Origin of the sequence: Streptomyces sp. NPDC002773 (assembly GCF_040295605.1) — a bacterium.
GTDB lineage: Bacteria > Actinomycetota > Actinomycetes > Streptomycetales > Streptomycetaceae > Streptomyces.
This window is the reverse complement of record NZ_JBEOVO010000002.1, coordinates 489,309-506,672: the sequence shown is the minus strand read 5'-3', so window position 1 is coordinate 506,672 and position 17,364 is coordinate 489,309. Positions and strand designations below refer to the sequence as shown.

15 protein-coding genes, 2 tRNA genes and 1 other RNA gene are annotated in these 17,364 nt (G+C 72.0%); 10 read left to right on the top strand and 8 right to left on the bottom strand.

All coding sequences use genetic code 11. The features are described 5' to 3' along the window. Positions 1-19 precede the first annotated feature (19 nt). The 3 genes from ABT034_RS04915 to ABT034_RS04905 all read left to right on the top strand — a co-directional run bounded on the left by ABT034_RS04915 (position 20) and on the right by ABT034_RS04905 (position 2,174). Entirely contained in the window at positions 20-1,312 is a 1,293-nt protein-coding gene (locus ABT034_RS04915) for a sensor histidine kinase (protein WP_351211283.1), read from the top strand. 137 nt (positions 1,313-1,449) lie between these two features. Then, the gene (locus ABT034_RS04910; protein ID WP_351211281.1) at positions 1,450-2,076 is read left to right on the top strand and encodes a response regulator; all 627 of its coding nucleotides are present in this window, start codon (positions 1,450-1,452) and stop codon (positions 2,074-2,076) included. 22 nt (positions 2,077-2,098) lie between these two features. Next, positions 2,099-2,174, top strand: a tRNA-Gly gene (locus ABT034_RS04905). Positions 2,175-2,221: 47 nt separating this feature from the next. On the opposite strand, the gene ABT034_RS04900 is transcribed toward ABT034_RS04905, so the two are convergent. The 6 genes from ABT034_RS04900 to ffs all read right to left on the bottom strand — a co-directional run bounded on the left by ABT034_RS04900 (position 2,222) and on the right by ffs (position 10,806). Then, entirely contained in the window at positions 2,222-3,121 is a 900-nt protein-coding gene (locus tag ABT034_RS04900) for a phosphoribosylaminoimidazolesuccinocarboxamide synthase (RefSeq protein WP_351211279.1), read from the bottom strand. A gap of 106 nt (positions 3,122-3,227) precedes the next feature. After that, complete coding sequence (locus ABT034_RS04895; RefSeq protein WP_351211278.1) at positions 3,228-4,688, bottom strand: N,N-dimethylformamidase beta subunit family domain-containing protein; 1,461 nt, start codon at positions 4,686-4,688, stop codon at positions 3,228-3,230. A gap of 207 nt (positions 4,689-4,895) precedes the next feature. Then, positions 4,896-6,752, bottom strand: coding sequence for a M48 family metalloprotease (locus tag ABT034_RS04890; RefSeq protein ID WP_351211276.1), 1,857 nt, complete (start codon positions 6,750-6,752; stop codon positions 4,896-4,898). A 270-nt stretch (positions 6,753-7,022) separates the two neighbouring features. Continuing rightward, positions 7,023-8,273, bottom strand: coding sequence for a phosphoribosylamine--glycine ligase (gene purD / locus ABT034_RS04885; protein WP_351211274.1), 1,251 nt, complete (start codon positions 8,271-8,273; stop codon positions 7,023-7,025). Between the two features lie 61 nt (positions 8,274-8,334). Continuing rightward, a complete protein-coding gene (locus ABT034_RS04880) occupies positions 8,335-10,548 on the bottom strand; it encodes a DNA polymerase III subunit gamma and tau (RefSeq protein ID WP_351211272.1) in 2,214 nt (737 codons plus the stop codon). A 159-nt stretch (positions 10,549-10,707) separates the two neighbouring features. Beyond that, positions 10,708-10,806: signal recognition particle sRNA small type (ffs, locus tag ABT034_RS04875), an RNA gene on the bottom strand. A gap of 117 nt (positions 10,807-10,923) precedes the next feature. Between ffs and ABT034_RS04870 the strand changes: the two genes are divergently transcribed. Further along, positions 10,924-11,011: transfer RNA gene (locus tag ABT034_RS04870), tRNA-Ser, on the top strand. 98 nt (positions 11,012-11,109) lie between these two features. Here the strand turns inward: ABT034_RS04870 and ABT034_RS04865 are convergent. Next, positions 11,110-11,751: a TetR/AcrR family transcriptional regulator gene (locus ABT034_RS04865; RefSeq protein ID WP_351211270.1), complete on the bottom strand. Its 642-nt coding sequence runs from the start codon at positions 11,749-11,751 to the stop codon at positions 11,110-11,112. A gap of 110 nt (positions 11,752-11,861) precedes the next feature. Here ABT034_RS04865 and ABT034_RS04860 point away from each other — a divergent pair, with 110 nt between their 5' ends. Next, on the top strand, positions 11,862-12,041 hold the full coding sequence (locus ABT034_RS04860; protein ID WP_351211268.1) for a hypothetical protein: 180 nt from the start codon (positions 11,862-11,864) through the stop codon (positions 12,039-12,041). 108 nt (positions 12,042-12,149) lie between these two features. Next, positions 12,150-12,551, top strand: a complete 402-nt coding sequence (locus ABT034_RS04855; RefSeq protein WP_351211266.1) for a VOC family protein — start codon at positions 12,150-12,152, stop codon at positions 12,549-12,551. A 110-nt stretch (positions 12,552-12,661) separates the two neighbouring features. Here the strand turns inward: ABT034_RS04855 and ABT034_RS04850 are convergent, their stop codons facing one another. Continuing rightward, the gene (locus ABT034_RS04850) at positions 12,662-13,240 is read right to left on the bottom strand and encodes a hypothetical protein (protein WP_351211264.1); all 579 of its coding nucleotides are present in this window, start codon (positions 13,238-13,240) and stop codon (positions 12,662-12,664) included. 427 nt (positions 13,241-13,667) lie between these two features. Here ABT034_RS04850 and ABT034_RS04845 point away from each other — a divergent pair, with 427 nt between their 5' ends. From ABT034_RS04845 to ABT034_RS04830, 4 genes are all read left to right on the top strand, one after another. After that, positions 13,668-14,075, top strand: coding sequence for a hypothetical protein (locus tag ABT034_RS04845; protein WP_351211262.1), 408 nt, complete (start codon positions 13,668-13,670; stop codon positions 14,073-14,075). A 61-nt stretch (positions 14,076-14,136) separates the two neighbouring features. Next, entirely contained in the window at positions 14,137-14,811 is a 675-nt protein-coding gene (locus tag ABT034_RS04840) for an ABC transporter ATP-binding protein (protein WP_351211260.1), read from the top strand. Next, on the top strand, positions 14,808-17,063 hold the full coding sequence (locus tag ABT034_RS04835; protein WP_351211258.1) for an FtsX-like permease family protein: 2,256 nt from the start codon (positions 14,808-14,810) through the stop codon (positions 17,061-17,063). Before ABT034_RS04840 ends, ABT034_RS04835 begins: the two co-directional genes overlap by 4 nt. Before the next feature lie 84 nt (positions 17,064-17,147). Further along, positions 17,148-17,357 (top strand): DUF4287 domain-containing protein, encoded by a 210-nt coding sequence (locus ABT034_RS04830; RefSeq protein WP_351211256.1) that lies wholly within the window; start codon positions 17,148-17,150, stop codon positions 17,355-17,357. The last annotated feature ends 7 nt before the right edge of the window (positions 17,358-17,364 follow it).

Genomic DNA, 17,364 nt, shown 5'->3' with positions numbered 1-17,364 from the left:
AGACCGGGAGGAACCCGTCGTGAAGAGCTGGAGCGGCCGGAGCGGGCTGGCCAAGGTGGACGTCTACACGCGCGTCACCGCGTACATGCTCCTGTGGGCCGCCGTGTTCACCCTCGGGCTCCTGCTCCTGATCCGGCCGATCCGGCACGAGGCCCCGCTCCTCCTGGTCGTCGCGGCCCCGCTGCTCAACCTCGCCAACGGGATCCTCTGCCACCGCTTCCTGCGCCGGGCGATGGACGTGTACCTGCGGCCCGGGACCGCGCTGGGCCCGCGCGCGTTCCTGCCCGCCGCCGCGGCCGGGGCCGCCACCGCGGGGGCCGTCCTCGCCGAGGCGGCCACCGCCGACCTGACCGGGCTCCTGCCCGGGATGCTCGGGGCGGCCCTCGTCCCCTTCGCCGCCGGGCACTGCCTGGTCTTCCCCGTACGGACCGTCGTCCTCCACCAGGCCCTCCTGACCGGGGTGCTCCTGGCCGCCGTGCCGCTCACCGGCCGGGGCGCCTGGCCCACCGTCTTCACCGTGATGACCGTCCTCTTCATCACCGGCTGGCTCGCCGTCACCATCCGCCTCTCGCTCTGGGTGCTCGGGGTCCTCTTCGAACTGCGCGAGGCGCGCGATGTGCAGGCCCGGCTCGCGGTCGCCGAGGAGCGGCTGCGGTTCGGGCGGGACCTGCACGACATCCTCGGCCGGAACCTGTCCGTGATCGCCCTCAAGAGCGAGCTCGCCGTCCAGCTCGCCCGGCGCGGACGCCCCGAGGCCGTCGACCAGATGATCGAGGTGCAGCGCATCGCCCAGGAGTCCCAGCGGGAGGTACGGGACGTCGTACGCGGCTACCGCGAGGCCGACCTGCGGGTGGAGCTGGAGGGCGCGCGGGGTGTCCTCGACGCGGCCGGCATCGACTGCGCCGTCGACACCCCAGGGCTCGCCCTGCCCGACGAGGTGCAGGCGGCGCTCGGGTGGGTGGTCCGTGAGACCACGACGAACGTACTGAGACACGGGGACGCGCGGCACTGCGCGATCGCCGTACGCGAGGAGGAGGGCGCGGTGCTGCTGACCGTGGAGAACGACGGAGCCGGTGGCGGGGCGGGGGCAGGTGCCGGAGCGGGAGCGGGTGCCGGGTCCGGCTCCGACGCGGGGGCCGGTGGCGGTGCCGGGTCGGGGCTCGCGGGGCTTCGGGAGCGGCTCGCGGCCGTCGGCGGGACCCTGGAGGCCGGACCGGGCGAGGGCGGCACGTTCCGCGTGACGGCCAGGGTGCCGGTGGCCGGGACGGGAACCGGGGGCCGTACGCGTACTCGCACCGAGGTGACCCGGTGACCACGCCCGTATCCCGTACCCGTACCCGTACCGAGGTGTCCCGGTGACCACGCCCGTATCCCGTACCCATACCCGTACCGAGGTGTCCCGGTGACCACGCCCGTATCCCGTACCCATACCCGTACCGAGGTGTCCCGGTGACCGTCCCCGCCCCCACCCCCCTCCGCGTGCTGCTCGCCGACGACGAGCATCTGATCCGTGGCGCGCTCGCCGCGCTGCTCGGGCTCGAGGACGACCTCGTCGTCGTCGCCGAGGCCGCCACCGGGCCCGAGGCGCTCGCCATGGCCCGGTCCCACCGGCCCGACGTCGCCGTGCTCGATCTGCAGATGCCGGGCGCGGACGGTGTGACGGTCGCCACGATCCTGCGGGACGAACTCCCCGGCTGCCGCACCATGATCGTGACCGGCCACGGCCGGCCGGGGCACCTCAAGCGGGCCCTCTCCGCAGGCGTGCGCGGCTTCGTCCCGAAGACCGACAGCGCCCAGCGGCTCGCCGAGATCATCCGTACCGTGCACGCCGGAAACCGTTACGTGGACCCGGAGTTGGCGTCCGACGCGATCGCCGCCGGGGACTCCCCGCTGACCGCGAGGGAGGCCGAGGTCCTCGAACTCTCCGCCGACGGGGCACCCGTCGCGGAGATCGCCCGGCGCGCCTCGCTCTCCCCCGGAACCGTCCGGAACTACCTCTCCTCGGCCGCCGCGAAGCTCGGTGCCGAGAACCGTCATACGGCGGTACGGCTCGCGCAGGCGAAAGGTTGGGTATAGTTGGCTCCGCGCTACGGCGCATGCGGACGTGGCTCAGTTGGTAGAGCATCACCTTGCCAAGGTGAGGGTCGCGAGTTCGAATCTCGTCGTCCGCTCCATGAAGAAGCCCCCGGTCGAATCGACCGGGGGCTTTCTCGTGTCCGGCTCAGCTCCAGGACTTGCCGGTCAGCAGCTCGTACGCCTCGATGTACTTGGCGCGCGTCGCGTCCACGATCTCCTGCGGGAGGGGCGGCGGCGGCTGCTCGCTCTTGCGGTCCCAGCCGGAGGCCGGGGAGGTCAGCCAGTTCCGGACGAACTGCTTGTCGTACGAGGGCTGGGCGCGGCCCGGCTCCCACTGGTCGGCCGGCCAGAAGCGCGAGGAGTCCGGGGTGAGGACCTCGTCGGCGAGAACCAGCGTGTCCCCGTCGAAGCCGAACTCGAACTTCGTGTCGGCGAGGATGATCCCCCGGTCGCGCGCGATGTCACGGGCCCTGCCGTACACGGCGAGGGTCGTCTGACGCAGCAGCGCGGCCGTCTCGGCACCGGCCTGGCGGGCGACCTCCTCGTACGGGACGTTCTCGTCGTGGTCGCCGACGGCGGCCTTGGTGGCCGGGGTGAAGATCGGGGCGGGCAGCTCGGAACCGTCGCTCAGCCCCTCGGGGAGCGCGAGGCCGCAGACCGTACGGGACTCGTCGTACTCCACGAGACCGGAGCCGGTGAGGTAACCGCGGGCCACGCACTCGACCGGGACCATGTTCAGCGACTTGCAGACGAGGGTGCGGCCCGCCCAGTCGGCGGGGGCGCCGGCCGGCAGGTCGGTCGAGAGCACGTGGTGGGGGACCAGGTCGGAGAGCCGGTCGAACCACCACAGGGAGAGCTGGGTGAGGACCCGGCCCTTGTCGGGGATCTCGGTGGGCAGGACCCAGTCGTACGCGGACATGCGGTCACTCGCCACCATCACGAGGTCACCGGCCTCGTTCCGGTACAGGTCGCGCACCTTGCCCGTGTGGAGATGGGTGAGGCCCGGGACCTGGACAGGCTCGGGCTTTTCTACGAATCCGGACACGGTTCCTCCGCGTAGGTTGATCCAGGAGCGGTTCGATTCTCTCGCACCGGGACCGGCCGACCGCGGGCGGGCCCGGTCAGTCCTGGTCACACCCGGTCGGTCCCGGTCAGTCCCTCTTACAGATCCGGTCCAGAAGGTTCGCGGTGGCGCGCTGGACCCTGGCGTCGACATGGCCCGGCCGGTCCAGCGCCGGTGACCAGGCGAACGTACCGGAGGCGAAGACCCAGGCACCCGAGGGCGACCGGTAGAGCGAGGTCTCCTGGTGGCGCAGCGCCCCCTCGCCGTCCCGGTAGGGCGAGTGGGCGAGCAGGATGCGGCCCTGGTGCTCGGGGAGCGCCGTGCGCGGGAAGTAGCGGTCGGCCTCGCCCGCGACCAGGCCCGGCAGCTCGTCGCCGTCACCGGCCCCGGTGGCCTCCCAGAGCCAGTGCTCGGCGTTCCGTACGACCAGCGGGTGCGGCTCGGGGACCCGGCCCGCGTACTGGATGCCGAGGAGCTGCTGCTCGGGCCGGTCGACCTCCCGCCAGAGCGCCGACCGGCCGGGGCCGCGCCGCTTGCGGCAGGTGAGGAGCCGGTCCGGCACGCCCGACGGCGAAGGGCCGAGCTCCACCTGCCAGTACATGGTGTTGGCGGAGAGGAAGACGAGCGACGTCCCCTGGTCGCGGGCGAGTTCGGCGGTCCTGCGCATCGGCGCCGACCAGTACTCGTCGTGCCCCGGGAAGACCAGGCCCCGGTAGCGGCTCGGGTCGACCCGGCCCGCGTGCAGGTCGCGGGTCTCCGCGTACGCCAGGTCGTAGCCGTAGCGCTCGGCCCAGCGGATGAAGTCGTAGGCGTGCCCGACGTGCAGCGGCAGGCCCGCGCCCGCGTACGGGCGGTCGAAGGAGACGGTGACGGCCGCCTCCTCCTCCCCGAGCAGCCGGCCGTCCTCGTCCCAGGCGTGGTAGAGGCTCGCGCCGGTGCGGCCGTCCTCCGGATAGAGGTTGTACGCCTGCCAGGTCACGTCCGGGAGGACGAGGAGCAGATCGGCCGGGTGGTTGTCGCGGACGGTGAAGGGGATGTGCGAGCGGTAGCCGTCGACGGTGGTGAGGACGGCGACGTACGCCCCGATCGACCAGTACGTGGGGACCTGCAACCGCCACGACTGCCACCAGTGGTGGCAGGAGACCGTACGGTCGGCGGTCAGCGGGGCCGGCTGGACGATCCCGGAGAGCCGGGGGCTGGTGGTGATCTTCGCGGCTCCGTGGCCGCCGTAGTGGCCGATCCGGTAGACGTCGACCGAGAACTGCTGCGGCGGGTCCACCGTGATGTGGAAGTCGATCGACTCGCCGGGGGCCACGGCCCCGTCGGACGCGAACCCCTTGATCTGGCGCCGGACGTCGTCGGCCGTGCGCGGGCCGCCGCTGCCGCCCCGGGCCAGGATCTCGTCCGCGTACCAGGGGACCATCTGGCCGGTGTCGTCGAAGTAGTTCTCGGACCCGCGCAGCCAGGGCAGGGGGCCCTGGCCGAAGGGATCGGTGACGGCGTGCGCGAGCGCGCCCGACTCCCACCGCCTGATCTGGTCCGCCCCCATGCTGCGCCCCTCCCTCGACTCCCCCGGGTCGGCTGCTCAGTGCCTGTGATGTGTGTCTGTGCTTCGTGCCTCTGGCTCGTGCTTCTGTCAGTGGCGGTCTCCAGCACATCACATAACGCACGCACTCCGTCACCGTTCGTCGTGAATTGACGAGAGTGGAACCTTGGGCTCCGGGAAGCCGCGCCGTGAACCTGCCCCCGAGGGGGCTCAGACCAGGCGTACGGGCTTCTCCGGGCGCACCCCCGTGCGGGCCAGCCAGAGGCGCAGCGGCTCCGGGTCGCCGTCCTCGACGAGGGCGAGGACGCGGGGTCCGAGGTCCGCCGCCCGCTCGCCACCGACCAGGAGGGAGGGCCCGTCGAGCCAGTCGAGGCCCGGGGCGGCCTCGGCGGTGTCCACGGCAGCGCAGCAGACCATCGCGGTGACGTGGTCGGCGAGCAGGTCACGGCCGGAGCGGGGCGGCTGGAGCGGGAAGAGCGGCAGGGGCCCGTCGGGGCCGCTGACGGCCGCCAGGGGCACGGTGCCGGGCCGGTCGTCCGTCCCGGCGCTCTTGGCCGCCGCCTCGGCGGTCCGCGCGGTGGCGGCAGCCACCCTCGCCTCCCGCGCCGCCTCCTCGCGCGCGAGGAGCGCGCTGAGCGCCCCCGCGAGCGCCTCGGCGGCGGGATTGACGGGCTCCTCGTCGTCGACGTCGTCGGCGTCTGCTTCGGGGAGCGGGGGGTCGGTGGGGTCGGTCGTGTCACCCTGTACCGCGCCGGGGGCCGAGGGCGCGGTGGGGGCTGCCGTGGACAGGTGGGCGATCACCCGGGTCAGGGTCGGGCCGTCCGCGGTCGACGGGGCCCCGGCCGGCGCGCCGGCCGCGCCCAGACCGTCGAGGACCTGGTGCAGTCGGGCCGCGTCGGTGCGCCACTTCCGGTCGACGACCTCCTCCGGGTACTGGCTCCACTCCACCGGGGACCAGTCGGGGCCGGGTTCGGCCGGGCCGCCGTGGAAGAGGCGGGCGGCGAGCAGCGAGGCGGCCTCGTCGACCGCTCCCGGCTCCTCCAGGAGGTCGCAGGCCGGGCGCTCACCGAGGCGGGACGAGAAGCCGTCCGCGAGCCGGTCCCGGCGGGAGAGCTCGGTCAGGGCGGAGACCACGCCCGCGTCGAGCCGGGAGGGCCAGCGGCCCATGCGCCAGGCGGGCAGCGCGACCCGGGTGAGTAGGCGGTCCCAGCCCGCGTACGCCAGGCCGACCTGCTCCTGAGCGACGATCCGCACGCCGTAGTCCACGGCCTGGGCGCGCTCCGAGCCGGCGACGGCGACCCCGCGCTCCATCTCGGCGGCGTGGCCGCGGCAGGCGCGCAGCAGGACGCGGGCGACCTGCCCGACGCCGTGCGCGCCGAGCCTGCGGAACGGGTCGAGGCCGGGGGCCCGGGGCACGGCGACGGCCGCGTCCAGGCCTCGGACGAAACGGCGGGCGGCGGCTATGTCGGGGTGGGCGGCGGGGCCGGTGCCGGCGACGACGGGGGCGAGGACCGCCCGCAGTTCGCCGACACGCATCCACCACAGGAAGGGCGACCCTATGACGAGGACGGGAGCACCGTCTCCGTCTCCGTCTCTGTATCCGGCTCCGTCGACGAGGGTGTGCCGCGCGCGGTGGGCCCGGTGGGTGCGGTCCTCCAGCCAGCTGTCGCAGTCGGGCGTCAGGGCTATCGCGGCGGGCGCCGGCACGTCGAGCCGGTCGGCCAGGTCCCGGACGAGCCGGTAGAGGTCGGGGGCGGCGGTCTCGGCGAGCTCCACCGTCGGCGTCGCGGCCGGGCGGGCCCGGGCGACGACGAGGCCGACGGCCGTGGCGGCGAGGAGGACGAGGACCGCGAGCACGGTCACCACCCAGCGGGCCGCGTCCCAGCCGGAACCCGTGAAGTGGCCGGTGACCCCGCCCGCGTACAGGACGACGGCGACGGCGGCGGGGAGGACCGCGAGGCCCAGGGCCCTGCCGCGGACCCGGAGGACGCCGATGGCCCGGGAGCGCGCGGCGCGCACGCCCCACTCCTCGGCGGCAACGGAACCGGTACCGGACACGCCGTACATCACCCCCTTCTGCCCATCTCGGGGCCGCCCATGTCTGGACCGCCCATGCCGGGACTGCCTGTGGCGGTGTTGGTCACTCCCCCACTGTGGCACCCGCCACTGACATCGCAATGCCGGTGGGCCAAGTGCCGGAACGCCTTCGCCGCACCCTAGTTGGGGCGGTGGCGGACGTCATCCGGATGGCTCAGTCGTCACTCGATGGAATGGCTTTGGGCAAAGGTGATGGCGTTCGCGCGGCCGTACGGTTCACCGCACGGCCGCGCGAAGAAATCAGGCTCCGGCGGCCTTCCGCGCGATGTCCGTACGGTGCTGAGAGCCGTCAAGGCGGATGCGGCCGACCGCCGCGTACGCGCGCTCGCGGGCCTGCTCCAGGTCCGTTCCGGTGGCGGTGACCGAGAGGACGCGGCCGCCCGCGCTCACGATCGCGTCGCCGTCCCGCTTCGTACCGGCGTGGAGCACGTACGCGTGCGGGGCGTCCTTCTCCGCGACCTCGTCCAGGCCCTCGATCGGGTCGCCCGTGCGCGGGGTCTCCGGGTAGTTGTGGGAGGCGATGACCACGGTGACGGCGGCGTCGTCGCTCCAGCTCAGCGGCGCCTGGTCGTCCAGGGTGCCGTTGGCGGAGTTCAGCAGGACGCCGGCCAGCGGGGTCCTGAGCCGGGCCAGGACCACCTGGGTCTCGGGGTCGCCGAAGCGCGCGTTGAACTCGATGACCCGTACGCCGCGGCTGGTGATCGCCAGGCCCGCGTACAGCAGGCCGGAGAACGGCGTGCCGCGGCGGCGCAGCTCGTCGACCGTCGGCTGGAGGACGGTCGCGAGGACCTCGTCGACCAGCTTGGGGTCGGCCCACGGCAGCGGCGAGTAGGCGCCCATGCCGCCGGTGTTGGGGCCCTCGTCGCCGTCGAGCGCGCGCTTGAAGTCCTGCGCGGGCCGGAGCGGGAGGACGGTGACGCCGTCGGTGATCGCGAAGAGGGAGACCTCGGGGCCGTCCAGGTACTCCTCGATGACCACCCGGTCGCACGCGAGCGCGTGGGCCCGTGCCTTCGCGAGGTCGTCGGTGACGACGACGCCCTTGCCGGCGGCCAGGCCGTCGTCCTTGACCACGTACGGAGCGCCGAAGGCGTCGAGCGCCTCGTCGATCTCCTCGGGGGTCGTGCAGACGTAGCTGCGGGCGGTGGGGACCCCGGCGCCGGCCATGACGTCCTTGGCGAACGCCTTGGAGCCCTCCAGCTGCGCGGCTTCCCGCGACGGGCCGAAGGCGGGGATGCCGGCCGCGCGGACGGCGTCGGCGACACCGGCGACCAGCGGGGCCTCCGGGCCGACGACGACCAGTTCGGCGCCGAGCTCGGTGGCGAGGCGCGCGACGGCTTCGCCGTCCAGTTGGTCGACGGGATGCAGCTCGGCGACCTCCGCGATTCCGGCGTTGCCGGGCGCGCAGTGCAGAGCGGTGACGTCGGGATCGAGGGAGAGAGAGCGGCACAGGGCGTGTTCGCGGGCGCCGCCGCCGATGACGAGGACCTTCACGTCAGTCAGGGTAGCCCGCGGGGCGGGATGCCCCTTGTGCGGGCCACTGAACGAGACGCCCCTACTCGTTCGTGTATTCCTCCACAACGGTCGCTCCGAGCTCGCGCACGATGAGGTCGTGCCCGGAGAGGGCGGAGTCGACGAGGTCCGGATCGTCTTCCTCCGGTACGTCGTCCTCGGGCGCCACGGGCTGGGGCGCGGGCGGCGAGTACGCGGGCGCGGGTGCCTGCGACGGCGCGGGGGCGGACGGCTGCGGGAAGGCGGGAGCGGGCGGGCCCTGCGAGGGCGCGGGCGCCGACGGCGGGGCCTGCTGGAAGGCCGGGGCGGACGCCTGCGGCCGACCGCCCCCGAAACCGCCGGCCCCACCGGACCCACCGGAACCACTGGACCCGCCGAAGCCGCCCGTACCGCCGGACCCGCCGAAGCCGCCCGTACCGCCGGATCCGCCGAAGCCGGTGGCGGCGGGCGGCGGCGAGGCGCCGCCCGAGGGGTCGATGATCGCCTCGACCTTCCAGTTCACGTTGAACTGCTCGGCGAGGGCCTGCTTGAGGACGTCTTCGCTGCCGCTGCTCGCGAAGTTGTCCCGGGCCCCGGCGTTGAGGAAGCCGAGCTGGAGGGTGGTGCCGTCGAAGCCCGCGACCTGCGCGTTCTGGCTGAGCAGGATCCAGGTGAAACGGCGGCGGTTCTTCACGGCGTCGAGGATCTGCGGCCAGAGGCTCCGCACCTGGGCCGCGTCCCCGCCGCCGCCGGCTGCCGGGGCGGGGGCCTGCGGCGCGGGCTGCGCCTGTACGGGAGCGGGAGCCGGCGCTGCCGGGGCGGACGCCCCGGGCCAGGCGCCGGGCCCACCGCCGCCGGGGGTGGCGGCACCCGGCCAGGCACCGGGCCGGGGAGCGGCGGGAGCCTGAGCGGGCTCGGGGTGCTGCGCGTGTACGGGAGCGGGGGCGGGCTGCGCCTGTACGGGCGCGGGAGCGGGTGCCGGGGCGGGCGCGGGCGGCGCGGGCGCCGGGGCCTGCGGGAGCGGGGGCGGGGCCATCGGGGTGTGGGCGTCGGGCCCGGGCACGTACCCCATGGCGGGCGCCGGAGGTCCGGGCGTGAAGACGGGCGCGGGCGCGGCGGACGCCCCGCGCTCCAGCCGGTCGAGCCGCGCCTGGACCGAACGCTCGTCGTCGAAGGCGGCGGGCAGCAGCACGCGCGCGCAGATCAGCTCCAGCTGGAGCCGGGGCGAGGTGGCGCCCCGCATCTCGGTCAATCCGCTGTTGACGAGGTCGGCGGCCCTGCTGAGCTCGGCGGCGCCGAACACGGACGCCTGGGCCTGCATGCGCTCGATCACGTCGACCGGGGCGTCGATGAGCCCCTTCTCGGCGGCGTCCGGCACGGCGGCCAGGATCACGAGGTCGCGCAGGCGCTCCAGGAGGTCGGCGACGAACCGGCGCGGATCGTTCCCGCCCTCGACGACCCGGTCGACGACCTCGAACGCGGCGGCGCCGTCACCGGCCGCGAACGCCTCCACGACGGAGTCGAGCAGCGACCCGTCCGTGTAGCCGAGCAGGGAGGTGGCCATGGTGTACGTCACACCGTCGGCGGCGGCTCCGGCCAGGAGCTGGTCCATCACGGACATCGAGTCACGCACGGACCCGGCGCCGGCCCGCACGACGAGCGGCAGCACCCCGTCCTCGACGGGGATGCCCTCGCGCCCGCAGACCTCGCCCAGGTACTCCCGCAGCGTCCCGGGCGGCACGAGCCGGAAGGGGTAGTGGTGCGTACGCGAGCGGATGGTCCCGATGACCTTCTCGGGCTCGGTCGTCGCGAAGATGAACTTGAGATGCTCCGGCGGCTCCTCGACCACCTTCAGGAGGGCGTTGAAACCCGCCGAGGTGACCATGTGGGCCTCATCGATGATGTAGATCTTGTACCGGCTGGAAGCGGGCCCGAAGAAGGCCTTCTCCCGCAGGTCACGGGCATCGTCCACACCACCGTGCGAGGCGGCGTCGATCTCGATGACGTCGATCGACCCCGGCCCGTTCCGCGCAAGGTCGCGACAGGACTGGCACTCCCCGCAGGGCGTCGGGGTGGGCCCCTGCTCACAGTTCAGACAGCGCGCCAGAATCCGCGCACTGGTCGTCTTGCCGCACCCACGGGGCCCGCTGAACAGGTACGCGTGATTGACCCGGTTGTTCCGCAGGGCCTGCTGCAACGGGTCGGTGACATGCTCCTGCCCGATGACCTCGGCGAAGGACTCGGGGCGATAGCGGCGGTAGAGCGCGAGAGACGACACATGTACGAGGTTATAGGCGCCCACCGACAACCCGGGAAAAACCGCCACCGCCCACAGGCGGCCCGCCCCGCCCCCGCGGGGAAACCCCACCCGGGAACCCCACGGGGAGCCCTGCCCGCCAGACCCACCCAGCAGACCCACCGGCGGACCAGCCCCGGGAACGCAAGCGCCCCCCACGCACCTGCCAGAGCCGACCTACCCTTGCTGCCTTCCGGCCCTGGGGGAGTTCAGTCAGATAGCACCGCGTGAGGGGCTCCGCCCAGAGTACCCGATCCCCACCCACCTCCCACCCCCGCACCCCTCCCGAACCCCCTCGCGGACCCCCGTCTGAATGAAGTTCGCGAGCACCCTCCAAAGTCATGTAATGTTCGGCGCGGAGGATTCGCCTAGTGGCCTAGGGCGCACGCTTGGAAAGCGTGTTGGGGGCAACCCCTCACGAGTTCGAATCTCGTATCCTCCGCCAGTGCCTCACCGGGCACGATGTCGAAGGCCCCCACCGTTCGCGGTGGGGGCCTTCGACGTTGTCCGGGCGGGTCAGGCCTTCGCGGCCAGGGGCCGCGGTCAGACTTGCGGCGGTCGGTGGTTGTCGAGGCCGGTGGCGAGGAGGTCGAAGACGTACGTGGCCTCAGGGGCCACGGCGGCCGCGATCCGGTCGTTGGGTTCGCCGGCCAGGGTGAGTTCCTGGATGCGCTGGAACAGCAGGCGGTGAGCGGCCGCGAGGAGGGCGGCGGCGGCTCGGGGAGCGAGGGGCAGCGCGTCGGCCGGGGCCACGTCCGCGAGGGCCGCGGCGAGGGCTTCCTCCCGCTGGTCGTGCAGTTCGCGCAGGCGGGCGGTCAGGGTCGGGCTCTCGGCGATCATGCGGGCGAAGTCCGGGCCGGCGAAGCCCGCGACGGGGTTGCACTGCTCGACCGCGGCGGCGAACTCGCGCCGCAGCGCGCTGAGCGCCGACTCCCCCTCGGATCGCCCGGTTACCGCGCCGGCCAGGCTCGCGGTGAACGCCTCGTGGTGGTCGAGGGCCATGTCCTCCTTCCGCGGGAAGTAGTTGGTGACCGTCTTCTTGGCGACGCGGGCCGCCGTGGCGATCTCGGCGATGGTCGTCTGCTCGAAGCCCTGCTCCATGAAGAGCCGGGTGGCGTGGTCGGAGATCAGCTGCCTGGTCTCCTGCTTCTTGGACTCGCGGAGTCCCGTGCTCTCGGTAGCCATGGGCGAATCTTACACCCGACATAAGATTGCGCTTGACGCATTGGATCAGCCGTGCGTAAAGTTACGTCCGTTGCAAAAATCGCCCCGCAGGACGACACCGGAGACCGCGTATGCGAAAGCTGAACCCCATCGCCACCCCCGCCGCCCCGTTCCCCACCGTCAAGCTCGCCGCCGCCCAGGAGACCGGCCCGGTCTCCGGCACCCCGCGCCCGGGCCGCGAGCTGCCGCGCACCGGCCACCGCGAGGCGCCCGCCCGCACCCGGTTCCACGCGCCGCGCCGCACGTACTGACACGGCACGCGACAGCAGCCCCTACCCACCGCAGCGGATCCCCGCCGCAGCACGCACCACGCACCACGCACGCACATACGTACGTCCACTCGTCGAGGAGCCGCAGCCGTGAACGTCTCTACCTCCACCCTCTCCCTCACCGTCGCCGACGTGGACGCCTCCCGGGAGTTCCTCACCACCCACCTCGGCTACCAGGTCGCCATGGCCGCCGACGGGTTCGCCTCGCTGACCCGTGAGGACGCCGCCGTCGACATCGTGCTGCTCCGCCGCGGCACCGACGTCCTCCCGCCCGAGCAGCGCGACCAGCAGGCCGCCGGGCTGATCCTGGCGTTCACCGTCACCGACCTCGCGGCGGAGGAAGCCCGCCTGCGGGCCGCCGGCGCCCCCATCACGATGCCGCTGCGCGAAGAGCCCTGGGGTGAGCGCCTCTTCCAGCTGACCGACCCCAACGGCGTCGTCGTCCAGCTCGTCGAGTGGGTCACCCCCGCGACCCCGGAGAGCTCCGAGTAGCACGGGGGCGGGGTACGGCGTGCGTGGATCGTCCGCCCGCCCGCCCGCGCCGCTGCCGTACGCCGGAGGGCCGGACCGCATCGAGCGGTCCGGCCCTCCGGCGTGAGTGGCTACACGGGGCAGGGGCGGTACTCCAGGCTGAGCTCACGGTCGACGGCGAAACTGGTCCGCATCGACGCGTCGATCACCTGCTGCCAGGATCCGTACTTGGCGTAGAGCTGGTCGGCGGTGGGGCCGAGCGGGTTGCCGTACTTGGCGACGTTCCGCTGCTCCAGGATCCGCACCTCCTCCGGAGTCATACCGGCGCGGGTGACCTCCTTGGCCTGGTTCCGCATGTCGACCAACTCGCGAGCGATCTCCTCGTCCGTGGCCCCCGTCTCGCGCATGGCGGCCTCCGTACGGTGCATGCCCTCCAGAAGCCCGTGGTACTGCATCCGGGTCCGCTGCGCCTCGACCTTCTCGTCCATCGGCAGGACGCGGATCCGGCACACGACCGGGTCGGTACTGGGACAGGGGTCGTCGGCGGAAACGGGCCGGGCGAGAGGGGCGGTGATGACCGAACCACAGGCCTCCACGGCGCCGGCGACGGAGGCCCCGGCCGTGCCGAGGAGGGCGAGGGCGGCCACGAACGGGACGAGGGCGCGGCGACGCAGCGAGGAGAAAGGAGGGGGAGGGGCGGGAGAGCGCATGCGCGCATCCTTGAGGACGCCGAGATCCCCTTCACGCAGGCGCACCGATGATCACCCCTACGGGGAGCCCAGGGGCGTGGGGGTGGGGGGTGGGTGGCGTGGTGGCTACTCCGGCTCTGCGGCGGTAGCCGCCAGGGGTCGACCGACTCGTAGCGCGTTGTGCCCGCGGTGACGTGACCCGACTGGTGGCGCTGGTGGGGTTGGTGGAGGCGAGTGTGGTGCGGGTTGACGTCAGTGCGATGAGGCCACTGGAGGGGCTGGCGGGGGTTCACCGGCTGAGCGAGGACGGGGGAGATGGTGCCGCGAGGGGCCGCGTTCACCGGATCGGGGGGTGATCAGAGGGAGGGACGTTACTGCGGAAGCCGGTGTGTAGTGATGCCGATACTTTCTGTGATGACCAGTCGGCACGACCTAACAGGGGTTATCGATGAGGAAGTTCGCTACGGCTGTGGTGGCTGCGGGGCTGTTCTTCGGGGGGATGGGGGTCGCGGTTGCGGACTCGGCACACGACTTGGTCATGAAGACGTCAGGTGTGGCGTTCAAGGGCACGTACCAGTGGCAGCCAACGACCAAGATTCCGAGCGGCCTTCACGTGAAGGGGAAGCTCAGGGACGACAACACGAACGACGGCCACAACGTCTACCTCCGCGTCAAGGTCGAAGGCTATGCGTGGGGCAAGCTCAAGGGCGTTCAGAGGAGCACCATCAAGGTCGACAAGGTCTTCTCCGACGGCGCCGTTCTGAAGACCAAGGAAGTGCGGATGCACGCATGCGTCGACCGAGGTTCCCTGCGGCCTGACCACTGCTCGCCTGAGCGAGTGTTCTCCCGGAAGTAGTCGACGACTCTGGGCGCCGCCGCCTTGCGGCGGCGCTCCCACCCTCAGGGAGCGCACCACGATGGACGTCATTCTCCGCGCCGAGGGCGTGGATCTCTTCTACGGCACCGAGCAGGCCGTCAGCAATGCCGATTTCACGCTCAAGCGCGGCGAAGTGGCCGCCATCATGGGCAGCAGCGGGTCCGGCAAGTCATCGCTCTTGTACTGCCTCGCCGGTGTTCTGCCCCCTTCCAACGGCTCTGTGACCTTCGACGGGGTGCGACTCTCCACCCTTCCCGACGGTGAGCTGAGCGCCCTGCGTCGTACGCGTCTCGGCTTCGTCTTCCAGTACGGGGAGCTGTTGCCGGAGCTGACCGTCGAAGAGAACGCAGCACTCCCTCTCCGGCTCGCCGGAATCAGCAAGACCCATGCTCACGCGATGGCCGCCCAGGTACTGGGGCGGCTGGGAATGGGCGACCTTCTGCGGCGCAGGACCTCGAAGCTGTCGGGGGGCCAGAGTCAGCGCGTCGCGGTGGCGCGGGCTCTGGTTCACCGGCCGGACGTGGTGTTCGCGGACGAGCCGACCGGTGCACTCGACAGTGCCAACGCCGCTGCTGTGCTGGACGAGTTCCTTCAGCTGGCGCGACGGCAGAAGACTGCCGTGGTCATCGTCACGCACGACGCCGACGTCGCCGCCAAGGCTGACACGCAGTACACGATGTCGGACGGGGCCCTGGCCCAGCGGGTGGCGGTGTGAACGCGTTCGTCCTCGGTATGCGGCTCCTGTGGGGCAGCGGGCGCCGAGGGCGGGCCCGATTCCTCCTGATGACGTTCGGCTCGGCGCTCGGAGTCGCGTGCCTTGCCGCCGTCCTCACCATCCCGTCCATTCTCTCCGCCCATGACGCGCGCACCGCCGCCCGTGAACCGAGGCCAGGCGCAAGCAGGGTTCTCTACCAGGAACTTCGGGATCCGTACGGGGCGCAACCTCTCCACCGTGTCTTCCTCGCGACGCGGACAGGACCGGGGCCTGCTCCTGTGCCTCCGGGTATCGAGAAGCTTCCCAACGCCGGCGAGGCGATCGTCTCGCCGAAGCTCGCCGAGATTCTGGCCGCCAACCCGAGGGCGGCCGGTCTTGTCCCCGGCCGTGTAACCGGCACCATCGCACCGGAGGGGCTGGGCGACGCCGAGGACCTCTATGCCTACATCGGCACCACTGCGGACGAGCTGACCGAAGCAGAGGAACTGGGTGGCTTCGGCGTCGGCCAGTCATGGCGGGAGATCGTAGACCCGTCGACCCTCAGCATTCTCCGGTTCACCCTCGGGTGCATCGTGCTGCTCCCCCTCGTCATCTTCCTCTCCGTCTGCGCACGTCTCTCCGGGGAGTCCCGCGCCCGTCGCCTCGCCGCTCTGCGGCTCGTCGGGCTCAGCATGAAGGACACCCTGCGGGTCAATGCGGGGGAGAGTGTCGCCGCCGCCCTCTTCGGGGCCGTGCTCGGGATCGCGGGCTACCTCGGAATCAACGAGCTCATGGCGCGGATCGGGCTGCCTGGGTTGCACTGGTATCCGGCGGACGGTCGACCGTCGGGGCTGACCCTTGCGGTATGTCTGCTGGGGTGTCCGGCGCTCGCTTGGGTGGTGGGCCAGTTCAGTGCACGGCGGGCCGCCCTGTCGCCGATCAGTGTCCGACGGACCGGGGAGCGCAAACAGCCCAGAAAGGGCGGGGCGCTGCTTCTCGTCCCAGGACTCGGGATCATTGTCGGGTACTGCGTTCTCAGCGCCATGGGGAAGGACCCGTCCGGTGGGTCAGCCAGTTCCCTACTGGTACCCGGTGCCGTGTTGCTCACCGGCGCCGGACTTGTCTTCGGATTGGCGCCGATCACGGCATGGCTCGCGCGGCGGCTGGCCGGGATGGCGAAGTCGTTGCCAGTGGCTCTGGCGATGCGCCGTACGGAGGTCGATCCAGGATCGTCGCTGCGGGTGGTCACTGGGCTTGTGCTGCTGGTGTTCGGCTCGGCGCTCACGCAGGGGGTGCTCATCGAACTGGACCAGGTCAGCCGACGGACTGCCCCGCTTCAGGAGTACAAACTCAATATGAGTGACCTCGGGCCAGCGCAGCAGGAAGCGCTCAAGAAGGTTCCAGGAGCGCGCTCAACGGTGATCTCGTACAGCTCCTGGTTTCCGTTGGAAGACAGCTACGCACCCCGTGCCGAACTGGTCGTCGCCACCTGCGCACAGCTCGCCGCGTACACGGAGCGGGCCACGGGGTGCGTAGAGGGCAGGGTCATGCAGCTTCGGGACGACCGCTCGACATTCGAGTTCGACCCGAAGGCAGGAGAGCGCTACCCCTTCGAGTTGAAGGACGGACAGAAGGTCACGCTCACCGTGCCTCCCGAGCGGGTCGACGTACGCCCGTGGGACCTGTCCGTTTTCGCATCGGGTGCTCTGCTCGTTCCCCCCTCCCTCCTCCCTCCCAACCTCGCCGACTCCGCCGGCACCCTCACTCTCGTCAGTGACGCCGACCCCGCCACCATCCGTTCCGTGCTCGACGGCATCGGGGCCATCGCTCCCACCGCCTCCGTCGATCCCGTCGGGATCGTCATCGACTCCCTCGCTCAGCTCACCGTCATCCGCAGTCTTCTCGTCGTCGGGATGGTGCTCGGGCTTGTCATCGGGGTTGCCGCGTTCGTTGTGTCCGTGGCCGATCGGGCCATGGAGCGGCGGGGGCAGGTGACCGCGCTCGCGTTGTTGGGGGCTCGGGCTGGGACGTTGCGGGTGGTGCAGGTGGTGCAGGTGTTGTTGCCCTTGGTGGTGGGGCTGGGGGCGGCCATTGTTACCGGGTGGCTTGCCGAGTCCAGTTATCTGATCACCGGGGGTGGCGCGGTGCACTGGGACTGGGAGGGGTTGCCGTTGCTGTTCGCCTGTGCGCTCGGGGTGCTGTGCGCGGCCGCGCTCGCCTCCGTGCCCATGGTGCGGCGGCACATCGATCCGGAGCACATCCGGCGAGATTGATCGTGCGCTTCGCGATGAGTTTTCGGTGGGCTGGGGGTCTTCTCTTCAGTTGCCGCCCCCGCCCACCTCATCAGGAGCTCTCCCATGGCCGAGAACGTCGTCAAGGGTCCCGCCAGCTACTTCCCCTCCATCGAGAAGAAGTACGGGCGCCCGATCTCCGCGTGGCAGGAGCTCATCCGTTCCTCGCCGCTCGCCAGGCACATGGAGCTCGTCTCCTGGTTGAAGGCCGAGCACGGGCTGGGCCACGGGCACGCCAACGCGCTCGTGGCCCACACCCTTGCCGAGGGGAAGTAGCGCGCCC

Bases quoted from the DNA above. Each gene is read 5' to 3' on its own strand.
- ABT034_RS04845 (WP_351211262.1), top strand. From the start codon at position 13,668: ATGAGGAAGTTCGCTACGGCTGTGGTGGCTGCGGGGCTGTTCTTCGGG.
- ABT034_RS04830 (WP_351211256.1), top strand. From the start codon at position 17,148: ATGGCCGAGAACGTCGTCAAGGGTCCCGCCAGCTACTTCCCCTCCATC.
- ABT034_RS04890 (WP_351211276.1), bottom strand. From the start codon at position 6,752: ATGTACGGCGTGTCCGGTACCGGTTCCGTTGCCGCCGAGGAGTGGGGC.
- ABT034_RS04895 (WP_351211278.1), bottom strand. From the start codon at position 4,688: ATGGGGGCGGACCAGATCAGGCGGTGGGAGTCGGGCGCGCTCGCGCAC.
- ABT034_RS04865 (WP_351211270.1), bottom strand. From the start codon at position 11,751: ATGGCTACCGAGAGCACGGGACTCCGCGAGTCCAAGAAGCAGGAGACC.
- ABT034_RS04840 (WP_351211260.1), top strand. From the start codon at position 14,137: ATGGACGTCATTCTCCGCGCCGAGGGCGTGGATCTCTTCTACGGCACC.
- ABT034_RS04860 (WP_351211268.1), top strand. From the start codon at position 11,862: ATGCGAAAGCTGAACCCCATCGCCACCCCCGCCGCCCCGTTCCCCACC.
- ABT034_RS04850 (WP_351211264.1), bottom strand. From the start codon at position 13,240: ATGCGCTCTCCCGCCCCTCCCCCTCCTTTCTCCTCGCTGCGTCGCCGC.